The following is a 19,656-nucleotide window of genomic DNA, read 5'->3' as shown; positions in this document are numbered from 1 at the left end:
GGTCTGCGACCACCGTAGCTAGGTCGGCTCCTCAGTACGGCGAGAGGCCGCGATGATCGGGGCCACCTCGTCGTCGAACTCGCCGATGACTTCTTCCAGCAGGTCTTCGAGGGCTACCACGCCCAGCGGGTTGGTGGCGTCGTCCTGGACCACGGCCAGCTGGGAACGGCGTACCTGCATCAGGCGGATGGCGGCGGCCACCGGGGTCGCGGCCGGGAGGCGGATGGGTTCGGTCATCAGGTCGGCGGCGCGGAGTTTGTCGCCACCGGACATGGTCGCGCGGGCGGCGTCGCGGACGTGGACGATGCCGCAGATCTCGGATCCACCGGTTCCGCCGGTGACGACGGGGAGCCGGTACCGGCCATCGCGCTGGCTGATCAGTTCGACCTCGCGCGCGGGTGCGGTCGCGAGCACAGTGGACAGCTCCGCGCTCGGGGTCATCACCTGTACGACGGTCTTGTTCTGCAGCGCGAGCATGGCGGTGAGGAGAGCCTGTTCGGGTGCCGGGAGAGTGCCGTGTTCGCCGGAGGACTCGATCAGCAAGCGCAGTTCCTCCGGACCGTGCGCGTTGGCGATCTCGTTCTGCGGCGTCACCCCGACCGCGCGGACCAGGGCGTTCGCCAGCCAGTTCAGGACGAGCAGCAGCGGCCGGAAGATCCAGCTGAACCCGCGGAACGGCAACGCCAGCAGCAGCGCCGACCGCTCCGGATCGCTGATCGCCCACGACTTCGGTGCCATCTCGCCGAGCAGCACATGCAGCAGAGCGATCCCGCCGACCGCGATGATCAGCGCGATCACATGGCCCGCACTCTCCGGCAGCCCGATCAGCTCGAACAACGGATGCAGCAGATGCGCCACCGCCGGTTCGGTCAACGACCCCAGCCCGAGCGTGCACAACGTGATGCCGAGCTGCGCCCCGGCGAGCATCAACGACAGCTGGCTGACTCCGGCGATCGCGGCCCGCGCGGCGAAACTCCCGGATGCCGCGGCCTGTTCGAGCCGGTGCCGTTTCGACGCGACCAGCGCGAACTCGGCCGCGACGAAGAACCCGTTGCAGGCCAGCAAGAGAACGGAGATCAGCAGCGCGAGCGTGGTGTTCACTTCAGCCGCTCCACAAAGACCACGCCGGGCACGTGTCGCAGTACGGACAGCACTTTGAGCGACACACGTTCCCTCGGCACCGGTCGGCCGTCGTGGCCGAATCGGCGCGGTAGGACAACCGCTAGTTCGTCACCGACCACCGGCACACGACCGAGTTGCGCCATCACCAACCCGGAGACCGTCTCGTAGTCCTCGCTGTCCGGCAGCGTGATCCCGATCGCCTCCTCCACCTGGTCGAGCCGCCACCGACCGGGCAGGGTCCAAGAGCCGTCCGGGTTCGCCCTGAACTCGGCCTCGGGCAGGTCGTCCTCGTCGCGGATCTCGCCGACCAGTTCCTCGGCGATGTCCTCCAGCGTCACCACCCCGGCGAACCCGCCGAACTCGTCCATCACGATCACGAGTTGCCGGCGCGCGGTACGGAGCAACTCCAGTACGGCGGGCAGCGGCAACGTGAACGGCACGATCACGGGCTCGGCGGCGACCGAGCCGATGCTGACGTGATCGCGATCGGCGGGTTCGACGCCGACCACATCGCCGATCGTGATCACCCCGATCACCTCGTCGACCGACGAGCCGATCACCGGGTACCGGCTGTGCCCGGTGTCGAGCAGCTCCACCACCCGGCTCACCGGATCGCTCGCGTGCACCGTGATCACGTCGACCCGCGGGATCATCACCTCCTCGGCGATCCGGCCGCGGAAGTCCAGTCCGCGATCGAGCAGCCGGGTGGTGTCGCGGTCCAGCAAGCCTTGCTCGTACGACTCGGCGATGATCCGGTCGAGATCCTGCGCCGTCGCGCCCTGGGGCAATTCGTCGACGGGCTCGATCCCGACCCGGCGGAGGATCCGGTTCGAGGTGGTGTCGAAGACCCGGATGACGGGCCCGGCCACGGTCAGGTAGATCAGCGTCGACCGGGACAGCCGCCGGGCGATCGCCTCGGCCCGCGCGATCGCCAGGTTCTTCGGCGCCAGCTCGCCGAACACCATCTGGATGATCGTCGCCAGCAACAACGCGAGCAGGACCGAGACGGAGAGGCTCACCCCGGTCGGCAACCCGGTCGTGCCGAGCAGATCCTCCAGGCCCGTACCCAGGTACGGCTGCGCGACGTAGCCGACGAGCAGTGCCGTGATGGTGATCCCGACCTGCGCGCCGGACAGTACGAAGGACAGCCGCGAGGTGACCTTCAACGCGCGGGCGGCGGCCGCATCACCCGCGTCGGCCTGGCTCCGCAGCCGGTTCCGGTCGACCGCGACGTACGAGAACTCCTGGGCGACGAAGTAGCCGGTGGCAACGGTCAGGACCAGGATCAGCACGAAGCCGACCACGATCAGCATGCAGCGACCCTACCCGAGGACACCGAGTGGCAGCTGCAAAACGTAGGGTTCAGACATGGCCGGAACCATTCCCGAGGTGTTCGCCTCCGCGGTACGACGCGACGGCGCCAGTCCGTTTCTCACGTACTACGACGACGCGTCCGGCGAGCGGATCGAACTGAGTGCGCTGACCACCGCCAACTGGGTCGCCAAGACCGCGAACCTGCTGGTCGACGAGTACGACCTGGAGCCGGGCGAGACCGTCGCGATCGGGTTGCCGCCGCACTGGCTCGGCGTGGTGTGGGCGCTGTCCACCTGGTCGGCCGGCGCCGAGGTCACCACAGGGACGGGCGATCTCGCGATCACGGGTCCGGACTTCGGCGTCCGCGGGACCCGCGAGACGATCGCGTCCGCGCTGCTACCCCTTGCTGGGCGGTTCCGCGAGCCCATCCCCGAGGGCATCCACGACTACGGGGCCGAGGTGTACAACCATCCGGACGTGTTCGTCCCGTTCGATCCCCCGGCAGCCACCTCACCGGCGTACGACGGGACCTCGCATGCCGACCTGATCCGTGCCGCGGAACCGATCGGCGACCGCATCCTCGTCACGACGAACCTGGTCGCGCCGGCGGGAGTCGGCGTACTCGTCGGGGTGATCTCCGGAGGTGGTTCGATCGTGCTCTGCCGCAACCTCGACGAGGCGAAGCTGGAGCGGCGGATCGCGGACGAAAAGGTCGATCGCGTCTGGGAGGCGAGCTAGGTGCAGCGGTTCGAAGGACGGGTTGCGCTGGTCACGGCCGGGGCGCAGGGCATCGGGGCGGCCGTCGCCCGGCGGATCGCGGCCGAGCGTGGTTCGGTGATCGTCACCGATCTCCAGCAGGACAAGATCGACGCGGTCGCGGCCGAGTTGGGACCGGAGCACGCCCTCGCCGTACGGGTCGACGTCACCCAGCGAGCCGACATCGACGCGGCGGTCGCGGCCGGGGTCGAGCGGTTCGGCCGGCTCGACGTCGTCGTGAACAACGCGGGCGCCTGCATCGTCACCTCGCCGCCCGAGGAGACCACCGTCGAGGAGTGGCACCGGCAACTCGACCTCACCCTGATCGGCGCCGCGCAATGCATCCAGGCCGCGCTCCCCCATCTACTGGAAACCCGCGGCAACGTCGTCACCATCAGCTCGGTCAACGGGCTCGCCGCCTTCGGCAACCTCGAGTACTCCGCGGCCAAGGCCGGCCAGGTCGCCATGACCCAGAACTTCGCCGCCCGGCACGCTGCGAACGGGGTGCGCTTCAACATCGTCGCCCCCGGCACGATCCGCACCCCCAACTGGGACAACCAGCCCGGCACCCTCGAACGCCTCGCCACCATGTACCCGCTCGGCCGCGTCGGCGAGTCCGAGGACATCGCCGCCGCCGTCGCCTTCCTCGCGTCCGACGACGCCGCCTGGATCACCGGCCTCACCCTCCCCGTCGAGGGCGGCATCCTGCTCGGCCCCAACCCGCTCAACCTCACCGATCGGAAGGGTTGATCATGAGGATCGCGTTCGCGGCGGATGACGAGAACGAGTGTGTCCGGGCGGTGGTCGACCACCTGCGATCGGAGCACGAGGTGGTGACGGCCGACGCCAAGACCTGGACGAGTATGTCGCGCGCGGTCGCGGAGCAGGTCGTTCATGGCGACTGCGACTTCGGCGTACTGATGTGCTGGACGGGCACTGGTACGGCGATCGCGGCGAACAAGATCCCCGGGGCGCGGGCGGCCACGGTCGCCGACGCGTGGACCGCCACCAACGCGCGGCGCTGGAACGACGCCAACATCGTTGCCCTGAGCCTCAAACGCCTGGCCCCGGACGTCGCCGTCGAATGCGTGCGGGCCTTCCTCGCCGTCGCCGAACCCGATCCGGACGAGCTGGGGAACATCAACGACATCGAGCCCTAGCGGTTGATTCGGCCCGTTTCGTAAGCCCAGATGGCGATTTCGACCCGGTTCCGGGCCCCGAGTTTGGTCATCACGCCGGCCAGGTGGGTCTTGACCGTGCTGAGGCTGATGTGGAGCTCCGCCGCGATCTCGGCGTTGGTCCGGCCCTGCGCGACGGTCAGCAGGACCTGCTCCTCCCGGCTGGTGAGCGGCTCGACGGGTTGAGCCGGTGGACGCCCGGTGCGTGCGTCCGAGAACGCGGCGAGCAGCCGGGCGGTGATGCGCGGCGCGATGAGTGCATCACCGTTGGCGGCAGCATGGATCGCCTGGACCAGGAGCTCCGGCCCGGCGTCCTTCAGCAGGAATCCACGGGCACCCGCCTTGAGGGCGCCGTAGACGTACTCGTCGAGGTCGAAGGTGGTGATCACCACGATCGCGAGCGGTTCGTCGACACCGGGCCCGGCCAGCTCGCGAGTCGCCGCGATCCCGTCCAGGCCAGGCATGCGGATGTCGAACAGACCCACATCAGGTTTGAGCTGACGCGCCAGTGCCACGGCTTCGAGTCCGTCGGCCGCCTGCCCGACCACCTCGATCCCCGGTTGCGCGTCGAGGATCATCGACAGCCCGGTACGGACGAGGTCCTGGTCATCGGCGACGAGCACCCGCACCGTCATCGAACCACTCCCGTCTTCGGCAGCAACGCTTCGACGGTCCAGCCCCGGTCCACGCCGGGGCCCGCCTCGAACGACCCGCCGAGCAGCATCGCCCGTTCGGTCATGCCCACCAGGCCGTAGCCCAAGGAGTTCCGGGGAGCCGAGGCGGCATCGCCGTCGTCGTGAACGGTCAAGCGCACCCAGTCCTTCTCGCCTGCGACGGAGACGTCGATACGGGTCGCATGACGTGCGTGGCGGACGGCGTTCGTGATCGACTCCTGCGCGATCCGGTAGATGGCAGCCCCGACCGACGGCCCGAGATCGTCGAGGTCGCCGGACAGCTCCACCTCGACCCGAGGCCGGTCGCCGACGCTGCGCGCGAGCCGCTCGAGGTCGGCCACGCCAGGTTGCGGGGAGAGCGTGGGCGCCTCGTCCTCACGAAGGCCGCCAACCATGACGCGTAGTTCGGCCAACGTCCGGGCGGCCTCCGCCTCGATCACGGACAGCGCGTCGACCGCGGCCTCAGGGCGGGTTGCAGCAACAACCCGGCCGGCCTGCGCCCGGATGGCGATGGCCGACACATGGTGGGCGACCGTGTCGTGCAGCTCGCGGGCCAGTTGCTCGCGTTCGCGGAGCCGCACCTGGTCCAGTTCGCGGAGCCGGGTGGACGACCAGTACCGGACGGCAGCTCCGAGCGTCGCCAAGAACAACAGAACCAGGCTGCCGCCCACAGCATCGCCAACCCCGGTGAAGTCGGCGGCAGTACCGGTGACCGAAGCGACCACGAGGATCGCCGACCCGATCACGATCTCCCGGCCGGATCCCCAGCGAAAGAGCGAGTACGGGAGCAACAGCACCAGGATCATGGTGTACAGCCCGACCGGTTCGTCGGTACCGATCACCCCCGCGATGGTGATCACGGTCGTGGCACCGAAGACGGTGGCGACCACTCCGAGAGGCTGGGTCCGCCGCCACAACAGAGCGACGGCGGCAAATACCGCTAGCACGATCGCGAGCGGTCGCCAGGGCACGTTCTCGCGCAACACGCCTTCGAGGATCGCGGTCGGCACCAGCGCGCCGACGAGCACCCAGTCCCGCCATACGCGCCTGGGTGGTTGCGGTGCTCGCGGTTCAGCCCGCAGCGAGCGGACCGCGTTTCTCAGCATGGCCACAGCGTAGAGACAGCCAGAGCGCCGCGTATCGGCCGGAAGTACGGCACGCCGATCGGCTGTCCGGCCGAGGGAACTCCGGCTCTTCGTCCGAGGCGCCGGCCAGTGCTGCCTCGACACGATGAAGGTCCCATCACTTATGAGGCGCTGTACCTGTGAGGCGCTGAAGGAGAACAACGATGTCGAAAGCTCTGTACCGGTTGGGCCGGTACGCCGCACGCCGTCCCTGGGCGGTCATCGGAACCTGGCTGGTCGTATCCGTTCTCCTGGTCGCGGCCTCGGGCGCCTTCGGCCAGAAACTCCACGACACGTTCGAGGCGCCCGGCGTCGATTCCCAGCACGCGACCGACCTGCTGTCAGCCGCCAGGTCGGACCAGGCGGGCCTGACCACTCAAGTGGTCGCGACGCCCCGCGACGACCAGGTGACGTTCCCCAACTCGGCTGAGGCGCGCGCCGCCTTGGCCCGGGTCCAGACGGCGGCCGGCGAACTGCCCCACGTACTCGCGGCCGACGAAGGCGCGATCTCACCCGACGACGGCCGCGTCGCCGTCATCCGAATCCACTACCCGGTGCTGGAGGAACTCGAGCCGGCCGACCTCGAGAATCTCAAGGAGTTCGGCGTCCAGGCCGGTACCGGGTCGCCGCTGCGGATCGAGCTGAGCGGCGACATCTTCTTCGCGTTCGAGGAACCGGACGCGGGCGTCGGCGAACTGGTCGGGGTGATCGCCGCGATCATCATCCTGCTGGTGGCGTTCGGATCGCTGATCGCGACGGGGCTTCCGATCGGGCTTGCCCTGTTCGGCCTCGCGCTCGGGATCAGCTCGATGTCCCTGATCACCTACCTGATCGAGATTCCCGCCTGGGCCCCCGTGCTCGGCAGCATGGTCGGCCTCGGGGTCGGGATCGACTACGCGCTGATCCTGGTTACCCGGCACCGCGAGTACCTGGCCGGCGGGCTGACCGTCGAGGAGTCGGTCGGGCGCGCTGTCGCAACGGCCGGCCGGTCCGTGGTCTTCGCCGGCGGCACCGTGGTCATCGCGATCCTCGGCCTGGCAGTGGCCGGCATCCCGTTCCTGACCGCCGGCGGCATCGCCGTCTCGACCGTCGTACTGATCATGGTGATCGCCGCGATCACCTTGCTGCCCGCGTTCCTGGGACTCGCCGGGCACCGGATCAACCGGCGCCGCAAACATGCTCCGGGCCTGGGGTGGCAGCGGTGGGCTGAGTACGTGTCCAGGCACGCCGCCGCCTTCGCGATCGGCGCGACCGTCCTGCTGCTGGCGCTGGCCGCACCGGTACTGGCGTTGCGGGTCGGCACGCCCGACGAGGGCACACTTCCAACCAATCGAACCGAGCGCCGGGCGTACGATCTCGTTGCCGAGGGCTTCGGTCCGGGGGTCAACGGGCCGTTGGTGATCGCCGTCGACATCTCGAAGGACCCGAGCGTCGTCCAGCCTCTCCTCGACGCCGTCAAGGCCGACAAGGGGATCGCCGCGGTCGCCCCGCCATCGGTTCAGGCCGGCGTCGCGACGCTGGTCGCCTATCCCACCACCGGGCCGCAGGATGACGCGACAGTGGACACCATCCACCGTCTCCGCGCCGAGGTCTTTCCGCCGGTGCTGGGCGACAGCCCGGCGAAGGCTCACGTCGGTGGTCAGACAGCCAGCCTCGCCGATGTCGGCGACCGGGTCAGCGACCGGCTCCCGTGGTTCATCGGCGCGGTGATCCTGCTGTCGCTGATTCTCCTGACCGTGGTCTTCCGGTCGATTCTCGTGCCCCTCAAGGCAGCGCTGCTGAACCTGCTGAGCATCGGCGCCTCGTTCGGCGTGCTCGTGATGGTGTTCCAGTGGGGCTGGGCCGCCGGCCTGATCGGCCTGGAGACGACCGTGCCGATCATCCCGTTCATCCCGATGTTCATGTTCGCCCTGCTCTTCGGGCTCTCGATGGACTACGAGGTGTTCCTGCTCTCCCGGATCCGGGAGGAGTACTTGAGCACCGGCGACAACGGCGCCTCGGTGGTCCGTGGTATCGCGGCCACCGGCCGGGTGATCACGTCGGCGGCGTTGATCATGATCTCGGTCTTCCTCAGCTTCGTGGTGAGTGACGACCCGAGCACCAAGATGTTCGGCCTCGGCCTCGCGCTGGCCGTATTCATCGACGCGACGATCGTGCGACTGGTCCTGGTGCCCGCGGTGATGAAGCTGCTCGGCGACGCCAACTGGTGGATCCCCCAGTGGCTCGACCGCCTGCTGCCGACCATGGCCGGCGAACCGGAACCCGCCGTGGAGATCAAACCCGTGGCTGACGAGGAAGCCGCCGCCCTCGTCTAGCTGGGCCAGGACTCCCAGGCCGAGGCGAACATCTCGTCGACGGTGTAGGTGTTCTTCCACTCGAGGTCGCGGGCGGCCAGTTCGCCGGATGCGACCACGCGGGACGGGTCACCGGGGCGGCGCGGGCCCTCGGTCGGGGTGAAGTCGATCCCGGTGACCCGGCGGGCGGCGTCCATGATCTGCCGGACCGACGTACCGGTGCCGCTGCCCAGGTTGTAGACCGGCTCAAGCGTCTTGCCAGACTCCAGTGCCCGGGCCGCGGCGACGTGCGCCCGGGCCAGGTCGGCCACGTGCAGGTAGTCCTTGATCGAGGTGCCGTCCGGGGTCGGGTGGTCGGTGCCGTAGATCTGCGGGATCTTCCCCTGCGTCAGCATGTTGCACACGATCGGGAACAGGTTGTACGGGCTCGCGTCGTACACCTTCGGGTCGCCGGACCCGACCACGTTGAAGTACCGCAGCGACGTGTGGTTCAGCGGGACGGCCTTCGCCTGGTCCCGGAGCAACCACTCCCCGACCAGCTTCGTCTCGCCGTACGGGCTCTGCGGGTCGGGCTGGGTCTGCTCGGTGACGATCTCGTCCGTCGGCGTGCCGTAGACGCCCGCGCTGGACGAGAACACGATGTTGCGGACACCCGTGCCGGCCATCGCGTCGAGCAGCGAGACCATCGCGGTGACGTTCTGCGTGTAGGTGTGCATGGGCTTCTCGACCGAGACCCCGGCGTACTTGTATCCGGCCAGGTGCACCACACCGGTGACGCCGTCCAGGGTCTTGCGAACCACGTCGGTGTCGAGCAGGTTCGCCTCGACGAACGGCACGCCGTCGACCAGGAAGTCGGTCTTCCCGCTGGACAGGTCGTCGATCACCACGACGTCGATCCCGTCCGCCGCGAACGCGCGCACCACGTGCGCCCCGATGTAGCCGGCACCACCGGTCACAAGCCAAGTCATGAGCCGATCCTCTCATCCTCGCCAAACCGGCCTGAGCCGGTACCATCGGGCAATGATCGGACTAGTCCTGGCCGCCGGTGCGGGCCGCCGTCTGCGCCCGTACACGGACACGTTGCCCAAGGCGCTCGTTCCGATCGACCCGCCGACCACCGTGCTGGACCTGACCCTGGCGAACTACGCGGAGGTCGGCCTGACCGACGTCGCGATCGTCGTCGGGTATGCCGCGGCCGCCGTCGAGGAGCGGGTCCCGTACTTCGAAGACCGGTACGGCGTCCGCCTCGAGCTGGTGCACAACGACAAGGCCGAGACGTGGAACAACGCGTACTCCTTGTGGTGCGCGCGTTCCCTGCTCAGCCAGGGTGCACTGCTGGCCAACGGCGACACGGTGCACCCGGCCTCGGTCCAGCGCACCCTGCTCGAGGCCCGCGGCGACGACCGGCGGATCATCCTTGCCCTCGACACCGAGAAGTCCCTCGCCGACGAGGAGATGAAAGTGATCTGGACGGCCGACAAGGGCGTCTCGCGGATCACCAAGCTGATGGACCCGGCCGACGCCACCGGCGAGTACATCGGCGTCACCCTGATCGAGCCGGCCGCCGCCGACGACCTCGCCGAGGCGTTGCGCAAGACCTGGGAGCGCGACCCGAACCTGTACTACGAGGACGGCTACCAGCACCTCGTCGACCAGGGCCTGCGGATCGACGTCGCCCCGATCGGTTCGGTCGACTGGGTGGAGATCGACAACCACGACGACCTGGCCCGGGCCCGCGAGATCGTATGCCCCTCCTAGCCAGGTTCGTCACCGCGCCGCTGGTCGTCGACGTCCGGCGAGGCGCACTGGCCGAGCTGGCCAAGATCCTGGCGGACCAGCGGATCTCGACGTCCGGGCGGGTCGCGATCGCGGTCGGTTCGACGTACGGGCCGATCGTTCAGCACACCTTCGAGCACGACCTGGTCGACGCGGACTGGTTCACCGTCGAGGGCGGCACGATCAACACCGCGATCAAGCTGGTCGAGCAGGTTCGCAAGAACCGGTACGACGCGGTGGTCGGGATCGGCGGCGGGACCGTGCTGGACGTGACCAAGTTCGCGGCCGCCCGGCTCGGTCTGCCGATGGTCGCGGTCGCCACCAACCTCGCGCACGACGGGATCGGGTCGCCGATCAGCACCCTGGACAACGACGCCGGCCGCGGCTCGTACGGCGTACCGGCGCCGATCGCCGTGCTGGTCGATCTCGACCTGGTCGCCCAGGCGCCGCCGCGATCGATCCGGTCCGGGATCGGCGAGATCGTCTCGAACCTGTCCGCGGTCGCCGACTGGGAGGCATCCCACCGGCTGCACGGTGAGGAGATCGACGGGCTGGCGATATCCCTCGCCCGGACGTCCGCGAACGCGGTGATGAACCATCCGGGCGGGATCCTCGACGACAACTTCCTCAGCGCGCTGGCGGAAGGGCTGGTGCTGTCCGGGCTCTCGATGGTCGTCGCCGGGACGTCACGACCGTCGTCCGGTGCGTGTCACGAGGTGTCGCACGCTATCGACCTGATGCATCCGGACCGGCGGGTCTATCACGGCGAGCAGGTCGGGCTGGGGGCCGCGTTCGCGTGGTTCCTGCGTGGCGATCAGCAACTGTTCACCGCGACCGTGGACTGTCTCCATCGGCACGGGTTGCCGGTGCGGCCGGTGGATCTCGGCTTCAGCCTGGAGGAGTTCGCGGCGATCGTCGACTACGCGCCACAGACCCGTCCTGGTCGCTTCACGATCCTGGAGGAGCTGGGGCTCAGCCCGGCCGCGATCATCGCGAAGGTCAACGAGTACAACGATCACGTCTTCGCGCGGATCAACGCGGACGGAGCGGTCACGCCGGAGGGCCGGCTGATCTGAGCGTTTCCGATTGGGCGTTCTGGCAGGCTGGTCGTATGCAGCTGAACTGGCCGGGATGCAGGAATGTCAGGGACATCGGTGGACTGCCGACCAGTGATGGCGGGGTGGTCCGCGAAGGGGTACTGATCCGGGCGGACAACCTGCACTTCCTGAACCCGTCAGGCGTTGAGGCGGTACGTCGCGCCGGGGTGAGCCGGATCCTCGATCTTCGAGGTGAGGAAGAGCTACGGCTGTTCCCGTCGCCGTTCGCGAACGACCCGGTCGCGGTGCAGATGCCGCTGCAGGATCCGGCCGATCCGCCACACGGGCAGGACACGATCGTCGGCGCGTGTATCGACATGCTGGACAGGCATCCGGAGTTGTTCGCGGCTGCTGTGCTGGCGATCGCGGAGGCGCCTGACGGTCCGGTGGTGGTGCACTGCCATGGCGGCAAGGACCGCACCGGGATGATGGTCGCCCTCGCGCTGTCCGTGGCCGGCGTACCGGAGGACGAGATCATCGCGGACTACTTCCTCACCAAGGAGAATCTGGCCGGCTGGATGGCCGAGCAGCTCGCCGCGGAGCCCGACGAGTCGCTGCATCCGGAGATGATCGAGTTCCGCGACACCCGGGCCGAGTCGCTGGTGGCGATCCTGGCCCACCTCGGTACGCGGTACGGGGGTCCTGAGGCGTACCTCCGGCACGGCGGTCTGACGCCGTACCAGCTCAAGTTGCTGCGCGACCGGCTCCGGCCGTGACGCAGCGTGCGGGCTGAAACGGTTCAGAGCGCGCCGATGTGATGTCGAAGGCTGGGGCCCAGTAGATTGGCCCGCATGTCAACCGCCGCCGAGTCGGCCAAGACCGCTGAGATGGCGGCAGTGGCCGAACGTTACGGGTTGTCCAGGAGCTCCGCACGACCGGAGTTCCGGGGCTACCTCCGTGATCTGTGGGGCCGCCGCCAGTTCATCTACACCTACGCCCGCGCGCGCACGTACGCCCTGTACGCGGGCGCGCGGCTGGGATCGATCTGGCAACTGCTCACCCCGCTGCTGAACGCCGCCGTGTACTACCTGGCGTTCGGCGTCCTGCTGGGCACCGCCAAGGGCATCCACAACTACCCCGCCTTCCTGATCTGCGGGATGTTCGTGTTCACCTACACCCAGCGGTCGATGACGGAAGGCTCCCGGGCGATCTCGACGAACCTGTCGCTGATCCGCACCCTGCACTTCCCGCGCGCGACCCTGCCGCTGGCCTACGTGGTCAACGAGCTGAACCAGATGTTCATCTCGATGGGCATCCTGCTGGTCATGGTCGGCGTGTCCGACGGGCTGGCGCTGCGCTGGTTCCTGATCATCCCCGCACTGCTGCTGCAGACGATGTTCAACATCGGCATGACGTTGATCTTCGCCCGGCTGGGCACCTTCCTGACCGACATCAGCCAACTGCTGCCGTTCATCACCCGGACCTGGCTGTACGCGTCCGGCATCTTCTTCTCCATCCCGGACAAGCTGGCCGCGCTGGACGCCCCCGGCTGGGTGATCCACGTCCTCGCGCTCAACCCGATCTCGGCGTACATCGACATCGCCCGGCGCGCGTTGCTCGAAGAGCACGCCAGGCACGCGCTGCCGAACGCCTGGCCGATCGCGGTCGGCTGGGCCGTGATCAGCCTGGTCGGCGGGTTCATCTACTTCTGGCGTGCGGAGGACAGGTATGGCCGTGGCTGAAACGGCAGCTCCGACCCCGGCGGCTACGACGCCGGCGTCCGATGCTGTCCCCACCGTGATCGCCGACAACGTCAACATCATCTACAAGGTGACGGCCGGTTCCGGCGGCAAGGGCACCGCGGCGAGCGCGTTCCGGCGCATCCTGAAGCGCCAGGACCGCCCGACCATCCGCGAGGTGCACGCGGTCAAGAACTGCAGCTTCACGGCGTACAAGGGCGACGCGATCGGCCTGATCGGCCGCAACGGCTCCGGCAAGTCCACTCTGCTGCGCGCCATCGCCGGCCTGCTGCCGCCCGCCTCCGGCGCCATCTACACCGGCGGCCAGCCGTCCCTGCTGGGCGTCAACGCCGCGATGATGAACGACCTCACCGGCGACCGCAACGTCGTCCTCGGCTGCCTCGCGATGGGCATGTCACCGGAGGAGATCGAGGAACGGTACCCGGAGATCGTCGAGTTCTCCGGGATCGGCGAGTTCATCGACCTGCCGATGTCGACCTACTCGTCCGGTATGTCGGCCCGGCTCAAGTTCGCCATCGCCTCGGCCAAGACCCATGACATCCTGCTCGTCGACGAGGCCCTGGCCACCGGTGACGCGGAGTTCCGGGTCCGCTCCGAACAGAAGATCAAGGACCTCCGCGACCAGGCCGGCACGGTCTTCCTGGTCAGCCACTCCCTCGACGTCGTCCTGGACACCTGCAACCGCGCCATCTGGCTCGACAAGGGCGTCCTCCGGATGGACGGCGGCGTCAAGGAAGTAGTAGACGCCTACAACAAAGAAGCCACCGGCAAACGCTAAACCCTTCAACACAAGGCAACCGCCCGGCGGCTCGACGTCCGCGATCGGCCCCGGTCTGTACACGTCGATGTCGATTGTGTGCCGCACCGAGATCCTCCGGGCCAGCAAGGCAGTCGCTCCTTTGATCACCCAGCCAGCGTCAAGCCGGTACAACCGCTCGACCAGCTGATCGTAGGCGTACTGGCGCTGCAGATCGCCCAGCTGCCAAGGACTGTCCTCGGCTTGCGTGCGGAGCTTGTCGCGCACGGCCTACCGCGCCGCGTCGGTCAGCCACACCTGCCGCTCCGGGTCGCCGCTGAGGTCCAGCAGCCACCGAAGCAGCCCCAGCCCGTCACCGCGACGCAGACCGTACGCCGCGGCGTACGGTGCAATTGCGGAAGCGATCGCGGCCGGATAGTCGAAACCCGACCGCAGTGCGTCGGCGATGAGCTGGGCCATCGCCCCGGGATCCTCATGCTCGGCCAGCAGGTCGGCGGCGATCCTGTACGGCCGAGTAGCCGGCAGCCCGCGAACCACGGTCCAACCGGATGCCTCCACCGTCCCCCGGTGCAGCCGCACATCCGCGCGGCGGCTCTGCTTGCGGCCGGGGAGAGTGAACTCGTGAACGTCGGCCGGGAGGTGCCCGATCGCGTACAGCGCGGCCGCGGAACGATGTGACACCACACCGTCAGCCGGACCCCGCTCCCACGCAGGAACCGCGGGATTCAGCTGCAGCCAGGCTGCTCTCAGTTCGGCATGCTCCACGCTCCCAGCGCCCCGCACCCGGTAGATGCCATGCGCCACGTGCTCGAGCGCACCGTTTCGCGCCTGTCGGGCCAGCGTCGACCACGCGACACCGGTGGCGTCGACCTGTTGCTTGGTCACCAGGCCCCACTGCTCTTCGGCGACCGTCAGCACGGCCGGCCACGACTCCGACTTGGACACAGCTGCATTGTATAGCGATATCGCTACTAACTGAAGCGCTATCGCTAGATAGCTACTTCAAACTATAGCGGTATCGCTATCAAATGAAGCATCACAATCTTTGAGGAGCGCGTCCGGGTCAGCTGGTTGCGGCTCGTTCTAGGAGGGCTCGGGTTCGGTTGGGCATGGATTGGGAGAGGGAGATCGCGGTGTTGGAGCGTTCTACGCCGTCGATGGCCAGGATGGACTTGGTGATGCGGTGGAGTTCGTCGGTGTCGGTGGCGACGACCTTGACCAGGAGGTCGGCCGGGCCGGTGGTGTTGTGGATCTCCACCACCTCGGGGATGTCTTGGAGTTGCTCGCTCGCGCCCTCAACGGTCTGACTGACGGCGAGGGAGACGAAGGCGACGAGGTGGTAGCCCATCGCCTGGGGTGGTACGCGTTGGCTGAAACCCAGGAGGGTGCTCCGGGACAGTCGCTGGAGCCGGGCGTGGACGGTGTTCCGGGAGATCTTCAGGGCCCGGGAGAGGGCCAGGATCGACGCGTCCGGGTCATCGTCGAGCGCCAGCAGGATCCGGGCGTCAAGCGAGTCAAGGGTGTCCACGTTGTGCATATTGCCACCAGATCGCCCTAGCAACGACATTTCGTCCCAGCAGATCGGCGCGAGGTTGCGCACAGAGCTCCAGACTCCTGAGCATCGTTGACATGACCAATCCCGCTCTGCGCACCGCAGTCACTGACCTTCGGCCGTACGTGCCCGGCCGGCGCGCTCAGTCGGCGCTCGCGGCGGCGCTCGCGTCGAACGAGAGCCACTACCCGCCACTCGAGTCAGTGCTCAAGGTCGTGGCGGACGCTTCCGGGCGGCTCAATCGGTACCCGGAGATCAGTTCGATCGAGCTGCGGGAGCGAATCGCCGAACACGTCGGGGTGACCGCCGCTGAGATCGCCGTCGGGCCCGGCAGTGTCGGCGTACTCCAGCAGATCATCACGGCGATGTGCGACGCGGGCGACGAGGTGGTTTTCGCCTGGCGCTCGTTCGAGGCGTATCCGATCGTGGTCGGCCTCGCGGGCGCCGTGGCCGTACCCGTTCCGCTGCGCGACGAAGGTCATGACCTTGCTGCCATGGTGAACGCGATCACCGCTCGCACCCGGGTCGTACTGCTCTGCTCGCCGAACAATCCGACCGGTGTCGCGATCACCGCGAGCGAACTCGAGTCCTTCCTGGATCAGGTGCCGCCGCAGGTCCTGGTCGTTGTCGATGAGGCGTACTTCGAGTACGCCGGTACGCCGGAGACCGCGTTGTCGGCGTACCGGCGACACCCGAATGTGTGCGTGCTCCGGACCTTCTCGAAGGCGTACGGCCTCGCCGGTCTGCGTGTCGGTTACGCGATCGCGTCGTCGGAGCTGGCCGACGGCTTGCGGCGTACGGCGATCCCGTTCGGGGTGACGAGCATCGCGCAGCAGGCCGCGATCGCCTCACTCGACGCGTACGACGAGATGCGCGAACGGGTTGTTCCGGTGATCGCCGAACGCAGGAGGATGACGGCCGTACTGCGGACGTACGGCTGGAGCATCCCCGACAGCGAAGCGAACTTCATCTGGATCCGCACCACCGAGGCTCTCCGCGAGCACCTGCTCTCCGCCTTCGCCGCCGAGGACATCCTGGTCCGCGGCTACCCCAACGACGGAATCCGGATCACCGTGGCCGACCCCGAATCCAACGACCGAGTGCTGCGAGTACTGCGACGGTCGCGGCCATGATCCCGCAGACGATCTCCGCACCCCGTACGGCGGCCCAACACCCGGCGGCCCCGCACTCCCTCTCCGACCACGTACTCGCCCTCCTCAGCGGCAGCTTCGTCGCGTCCCTCGGTCTGTACCTGCTGAAAACCGGCGACGCCGTGACCGGTGGCACCGCATGCCTCGCGCTTCTCGTCAGCTACGCCGCACCGCTCCCGTTCGGCGTCATCTTCCTCGCGGTCAACGCACCGTTCTTCGTCCTGTCCGTGCTGAAGAAGGGCTGGAACTTCACGATCCGGACGATGATCGCCGTCGTCCTGGTCTCGGCGTTCTCATCCATCCACCCCCTCGCCGCACCCAACTTCCACCCGAACCCGGCGTACGCAGCAGTCACGGGAAACCTACTAGCCGGAATGGGCTTACTCATCCTCTTCCGCCACCAGGCAAGCCTCGGCGGATTCAACATCCTGGCCCTGATCCTGCAGGAGCGATACGCCCTCCGAGCCGGCTACGTACAACTCGCACTGGACGCGATCGTCGTACTCTCAGCCCTCGCCGTAGTCACACCCATCAACGTCCTACGCTCCGCCCTCGGCGCAGTCGTCCTAGGCCTGGTCCTAGCCCTGACCCACCGCCCCGGCCGCTACCTCGGCGCCTAAGCGGTGCCTGGGGAGGTCAAGGCAGGGCCGGTGGGGCGTTCCTGGAGGCCGACGATGAAGCCGAGGCCCCAGGAGACGTGCATGGTGGCGATCACCATGGGGAGCCAGAAGAGGGCTTTCCAGGGGAGGTAGCGACCTTCCATGGCAGAGCCGGCCACGACGGCGAGTCCGTAGCCGAGGGGGGCCAGGAAGCCCAGGGTCAGCAGGCTGATGCCGGTGATCAGGCCGATGATGCCGAGCAGAGTGCCGACCACCAGGAGCGAGACGGCGACCGGTGGGGCCAGGTACCGCTTGTTGGCGGTTTCCGGGTGGCGGCGGATGACCTCGCGGCGCCACTGGCCGGTGTGGAAGAACTGCTTGGCGACGGCCGACAGGGACGACCGGGGACGGTAGGTGACCGACAGGTCGGGGCTGAACCAGATCAGGCCGCCGGTCTTGCGGATGCGGTAGTTCAGCTCCCAGTCCTGGGCCCGGTGCATCGACTCGTCGAACCCGCCGACCCGTTCCAGCGCTGCCCGCCGGAAGACGCCCAGATACACCGTGTCCGCCGGGCCCGCCTTGCCGCCCTGGTGGAAGGTCGAGGCGCCGAGGCCGAGCCGGGACCGGTAGGCGCACGCGACGGCCATCTCGAACGGCGTCTTGCCCTCGGCCGCCATCACGCCGCCGACGTTGTCCGCGCCGCTCTCGTCCAGTACCTCGACCGCGCGGGTGATGTAGCCCTGGGTCAGGACGCCGTGACCGTCGACCCGGACGACGATGTCGTACCGGGCGTGCGCGATCCCGGTGTTCAGGCCGGCCGGGGTCTTGCCGGTCGGGTTCGGAACGATGGTGATCCGCTTGTCGTCGGCGGCGAGCCGGTCGGCGATCTCCTGGGTCCGGTCCTTGCTCGGCCCGACGGCCAGCACCACCTCCAGATCGCCGGGGTATTCCTGCTCGAGAACGCGGCCGACCGCCTCCTCGAGGTGGCGTTCCTCGTTCAGCACGGGCATCACGACGGAGACCGGGGGCCAGTTGGACAGCGGCATCTTCAGGTCAGGCCTTACAAATCTGAGCGACGTCGTCGACGTCGGCTGTTGGTTTGGACGGGGTCGAACTGGGTTTGGTCGAGCTGGACGGCTTCTTGGTGGACACGCTACTCGGTGTGCTCGGCTTCTTACCGTCCCCGTCCGAGGCCGCCTTGTCCAGCACTTCGGACTTTCCGATCGCCTCGGCGACCTTGGTACGGATCAGGTCGAAGTCCGGGTCACCCGTCTTGATGAGTGGCGGGACCGGCGAGAAGCTTGACACCGGTAGCTTCTTCGAGTCCAGTGCGAGGTCGGTGAAGGTCCCCAGTTCGCCGCTCGGAATGTTGGTCTGGACCACCTGTTTACTGGCCGCGGCGATGCCCTGGAACTTGGTCAGCACCTTCTGCGGCGACAGCTGGTTCAGCATCGCGCTCATCACGCACTTCTGCCGGGTCATCCGTTCGTAGTCGCTGGCGTTCGCCCGGGACCGGGCGAACCACATCGCGTGGTAACCGTCCAGATGCTGGTTCTTGCCCGGCTGGATGTAGCCCTTGATCGGGCTGCCGATACCACCGATCGGGACCTTCTTGCCGACGTCGACCGTGATCCCGCCGACCGCGTCCAGCAGGTGCTGGAAACCGGCGATGTCGATCAGCACGTAGTAGTTGACCTTCAGCCCGGTCAGCCCCTCGACCGCCTGCTGGGTGGCGACCAGGCCGGGCTCCTTGACGCCCGGGAAGTACTGCTTGTGGCCCATCGCCCAGGTGTAGACGCCGTTCAGGTAGCAGTCGTGTCCGCAGCCGTCCCACTCGAACCCGTTCGGGAACTGCTTGGCCATCTCGGTCCCGGCCGGGAACGGCACCTTCGCCATGTTCCGCGGCAGCCCGATCAGCACGGTCCGGCCGGTGTCGGCGTCGATACTGGCCAGGGTGATGCTGTCCGGCCGGACGCCGACCCGGTTCGCGCCGGAGTCGCCGCCGAGCAGCAGCACGTTGTACCGGCCCTTGTCCGCCTTCGACTTCTCCCCGCTGCCGAACACGGAGGCGACGAAGTCCCGCTGCGCCGACACGATCGTGCTGCCCCAGATCAGGGCGCCGACCACCAGGACGACGAGGACGCCGTCCACGATGCTCGTCGTCAGCCGGTGATTCCGTTCCAGCGTGAGCGGCCGGCCCAGCCGGTACGCGTCGACGAAGAGCGCGGCCCAGCCGATCGCCAGCAGGATCAGCAGGATCTGCACGAACCGCAGGGTGGTCGGTGAGACCAGGATGTTGATCGTGCCGGACCGCCAGACCAGGGACAGCAGGATCAGGAAAATCACGATCGCGACCAGCCCGGCGATCACCCGCCAGGCCCACCGTCCGGCCCGTTTGCTGCCCGCCGCGATCTGCGCGGATCCGGGGAGCACCAGCGTCATCAGCAGCAGCGTCAGCGCTCGCTTGAACCGCACCGGCTCGCTGAGATTTCGCAGGTCTGCTTTCTCCTGCGGCATGACGTCCTTCCCGTTCTCCCGTACGGCGCCTGTACTGACACTCGC

Annotated in this window: 20 protein-coding genes; 11 read left to right on the top strand and 9 right to left on the bottom strand. The window is 68.0% G+C overall.

Annotated features, from left to right (window positions below):
• Window positions 1-18 precede the first annotated feature (18 nt).
• Window positions 19-1,101: a hemolysin family protein gene (locus tag EV643_RS07635; RefSeq protein WP_133799289.1), complete on the bottom strand. Its 1,083-nt coding sequence runs from the start codon at window positions 1,099-1,101 to the stop codon at window positions 19-21.
• The gene (locus EV643_RS07630) at window positions 1,098-2,435 is read right to left on the bottom strand and encodes a hemolysin family protein (RefSeq protein WP_133799288.1); all 1,338 of its coding nucleotides are present in this window, start codon (window positions 2,433-2,435) and stop codon (window positions 1,098-1,100) included. The genes EV643_RS07635 and EV643_RS07630 overlap by 4 nt, the downstream gene beginning before the upstream one ends.
• 55 nt (window positions 2,436-2,490) lie before the next feature.
• Between EV643_RS07630 and EV643_RS07625 the strand changes: the two genes are divergently transcribed.
• The 3 genes from EV643_RS07625 to EV643_RS07615 are packed head-to-tail and all read left to right on the top strand — an operon-like array spanning window position 2,491 to window position 4,352.
• On the top strand, window positions 2,491-3,174 hold the full coding sequence (locus tag EV643_RS07625; RefSeq protein WP_133799287.1) for a TIGR03089 family protein: 684 nt from the start codon (window positions 2,491-2,493) through the stop codon (window positions 3,172-3,174).
• A complete protein-coding gene (locus EV643_RS07620; protein ID WP_133799286.1) occupies window positions 3,175-3,942 on the top strand; it encodes an SDR family NAD(P)-dependent oxidoreductase in 768 nt (255 codons plus the stop codon).
• A 2-nt stretch (window positions 3,943-3,944) separates the two neighbouring features.
• Complete coding sequence (locus EV643_RS07615; RefSeq protein WP_133799285.1) at window positions 3,945-4,352, top strand: RpiB/LacA/LacB family sugar-phosphate isomerase; 408 nt, start codon at window positions 3,945-3,947, stop codon at window positions 4,350-4,352.
• Here EV643_RS07615 and EV643_RS07610 read toward each other — a convergent pair.
• Entirely contained in the window at window positions 4,349-5,005 is a 657-nt protein-coding gene (locus EV643_RS07610; RefSeq protein ID WP_133799284.1) for a response regulator, read from the bottom strand. The genes EV643_RS07615 and EV643_RS07610 overlap by 4 nt on opposite strands.
• Entirely contained in the window at window positions 5,002-6,150 is a 1,149-nt protein-coding gene (locus EV643_RS07605; protein WP_133799283.1) for a sensor histidine kinase, read from the bottom strand. Before EV643_RS07605 ends, EV643_RS07610 begins: the two co-directional genes overlap by 4 nt.
• A gap of 182 nt (window positions 6,151-6,332) precedes the next feature.
• On the opposite strand from EV643_RS07605, the gene EV643_RS07600 reads away from it, so the two are divergent.
• Window positions 6,333-8,483, top strand: coding sequence for an MMPL family transporter (locus tag EV643_RS07600; protein ID WP_133799282.1), 2,151 nt, complete (start codon window positions 6,333-6,335; stop codon window positions 8,481-8,483).
• Here EV643_RS07600 and galE read toward each other — a convergent pair.
• Window positions 8,480-9,430, bottom strand: coding sequence for a UDP-glucose 4-epimerase GalE (gene galE / locus EV643_RS07595; RefSeq protein ID WP_133799281.1), 951 nt, complete (start codon window positions 9,428-9,430; stop codon window positions 8,480-8,482). The two genes, EV643_RS07600 and galE, sit on opposite strands and share 4 nt — an antisense overlap.
• Before the next feature lie 52 nt (window positions 9,431-9,482).
• Between galE and EV643_RS07590 the strand changes: the two genes are divergently transcribed.
• The 5 genes from EV643_RS07590 to EV643_RS07570 all read left to right on the top strand — a co-directional run bounded on the left by EV643_RS07590 (window position 9,483) and on the right by EV643_RS07570 (window position 13,813).
• Window positions 9,483-10,220 (top strand): phosphocholine cytidylyltransferase family protein, encoded by a 738-nt coding sequence (locus tag EV643_RS07590; RefSeq protein ID WP_133799280.1) that lies wholly within the window; start codon window positions 9,483-9,485, stop codon window positions 10,218-10,220.
• Complete coding sequence (locus EV643_RS07585; protein WP_133799279.1) at window positions 10,208-11,314, top strand: iron-containing alcohol dehydrogenase family protein; 1,107 nt, start codon at window positions 10,208-10,210, stop codon at window positions 11,312-11,314. The genes EV643_RS07590 and EV643_RS07585 overlap by 13 nt, the downstream gene beginning before the upstream one ends.
• Window positions 11,315-11,349: 35 nt before the next feature.
• On the top strand, window positions 11,350-12,051 hold the full coding sequence (locus EV643_RS07580; protein ID WP_133799278.1) for a tyrosine-protein phosphatase: 702 nt from the start codon (window positions 11,350-11,352) through the stop codon (window positions 12,049-12,051).
• A 75-nt stretch (window positions 12,052-12,126) separates the two neighbouring features.
• Complete coding sequence (locus tag EV643_RS07575) at window positions 12,127-13,017, top strand: ABC transporter permease (protein ID WP_133799277.1); 891 nt, start codon at window positions 12,127-12,129, stop codon at window positions 13,015-13,017.
• On the top strand, window positions 13,004-13,813 hold the full coding sequence (locus EV643_RS07570; protein WP_133799276.1) for an ABC transporter ATP-binding protein: 810 nt from the start codon (window positions 13,004-13,006) through the stop codon (window positions 13,811-13,813). Before EV643_RS07575 ends, EV643_RS07570 begins: the two co-directional genes overlap by 14 nt.
• Before the next feature lie 249 nt (window positions 13,814-14,062).
• Here the strand turns inward: EV643_RS07570 and EV643_RS07565 are convergent, their stop codons facing one another.
• Together EV643_RS07565 and EV643_RS07560 are read right to left on the bottom strand one after the other, a co-directional pair.
• A complete protein-coding gene (locus tag EV643_RS07565; RefSeq protein WP_166665349.1) occupies window positions 14,063-14,737 on the bottom strand; it encodes a type IV toxin-antitoxin system AbiEi family antitoxin domain-containing protein in 675 nt (224 codons plus the stop codon).
• Window positions 14,738-14,855: 118 nt separating this feature from the next.
• Complete coding sequence (locus tag EV643_RS07560; RefSeq protein ID WP_202869440.1) at window positions 14,856-15,320, bottom strand: Lrp/AsnC family transcriptional regulator; 465 nt, start codon at window positions 15,318-15,320, stop codon at window positions 14,856-14,858.
• A 101-nt stretch (window positions 15,321-15,421) separates the two neighbouring features.
• On the opposite strand from EV643_RS07560, the gene hisC reads away from it, so the two are divergent.
• Window positions 15,422-16,477, top strand: coding sequence for a histidinol-phosphate transaminase (hisC, locus tag EV643_RS07555; protein WP_133799273.1), 1,056 nt, complete (start codon window positions 15,422-15,424; stop codon window positions 16,475-16,477).
• Entirely contained in the window at window positions 16,474-17,115 is a 642-nt protein-coding gene (locus EV643_RS07550; protein ID WP_133799272.1) for a YitT family protein, read from the top strand. Before hisC ends, EV643_RS07550 begins: the two co-directional genes overlap by 4 nt.
• Here the strand turns inward: EV643_RS07550 and EV643_RS07545 are convergent.
• Window positions 17,112-18,140: a glycosyltransferase family 2 protein gene (locus EV643_RS07545; protein ID WP_133799271.1), complete on the bottom strand. Its 1,029-nt coding sequence runs from the start codon at window positions 18,138-18,140 to the stop codon at window positions 17,112-17,114. The two genes, EV643_RS07550 and EV643_RS07545, sit on opposite strands and share 4 nt — an antisense overlap.
• Window positions 18,141-18,147: 7 nt before the next feature.
• Window positions 18,148-19,611 (bottom strand): LCP family protein, encoded by a 1,464-nt coding sequence (locus EV643_RS07540; protein ID WP_133799270.1) that lies wholly within the window; start codon window positions 19,609-19,611, stop codon window positions 18,148-18,150.
• Between the last annotated feature and the right edge of the window lie 45 nt (window positions 19,612-19,656).

This window comes from Kribbella caucasensis (assembly GCF_004361855.1).
GTDB classification, from domain to species: Bacteria; Actinomycetota; Actinomycetes; order Propionibacteriales; family Kribbellaceae; genus Kribbella; species Kribbella caucasensis.
This window is presented reverse-complemented; position numbering and strand designations above follow the sequence as displayed.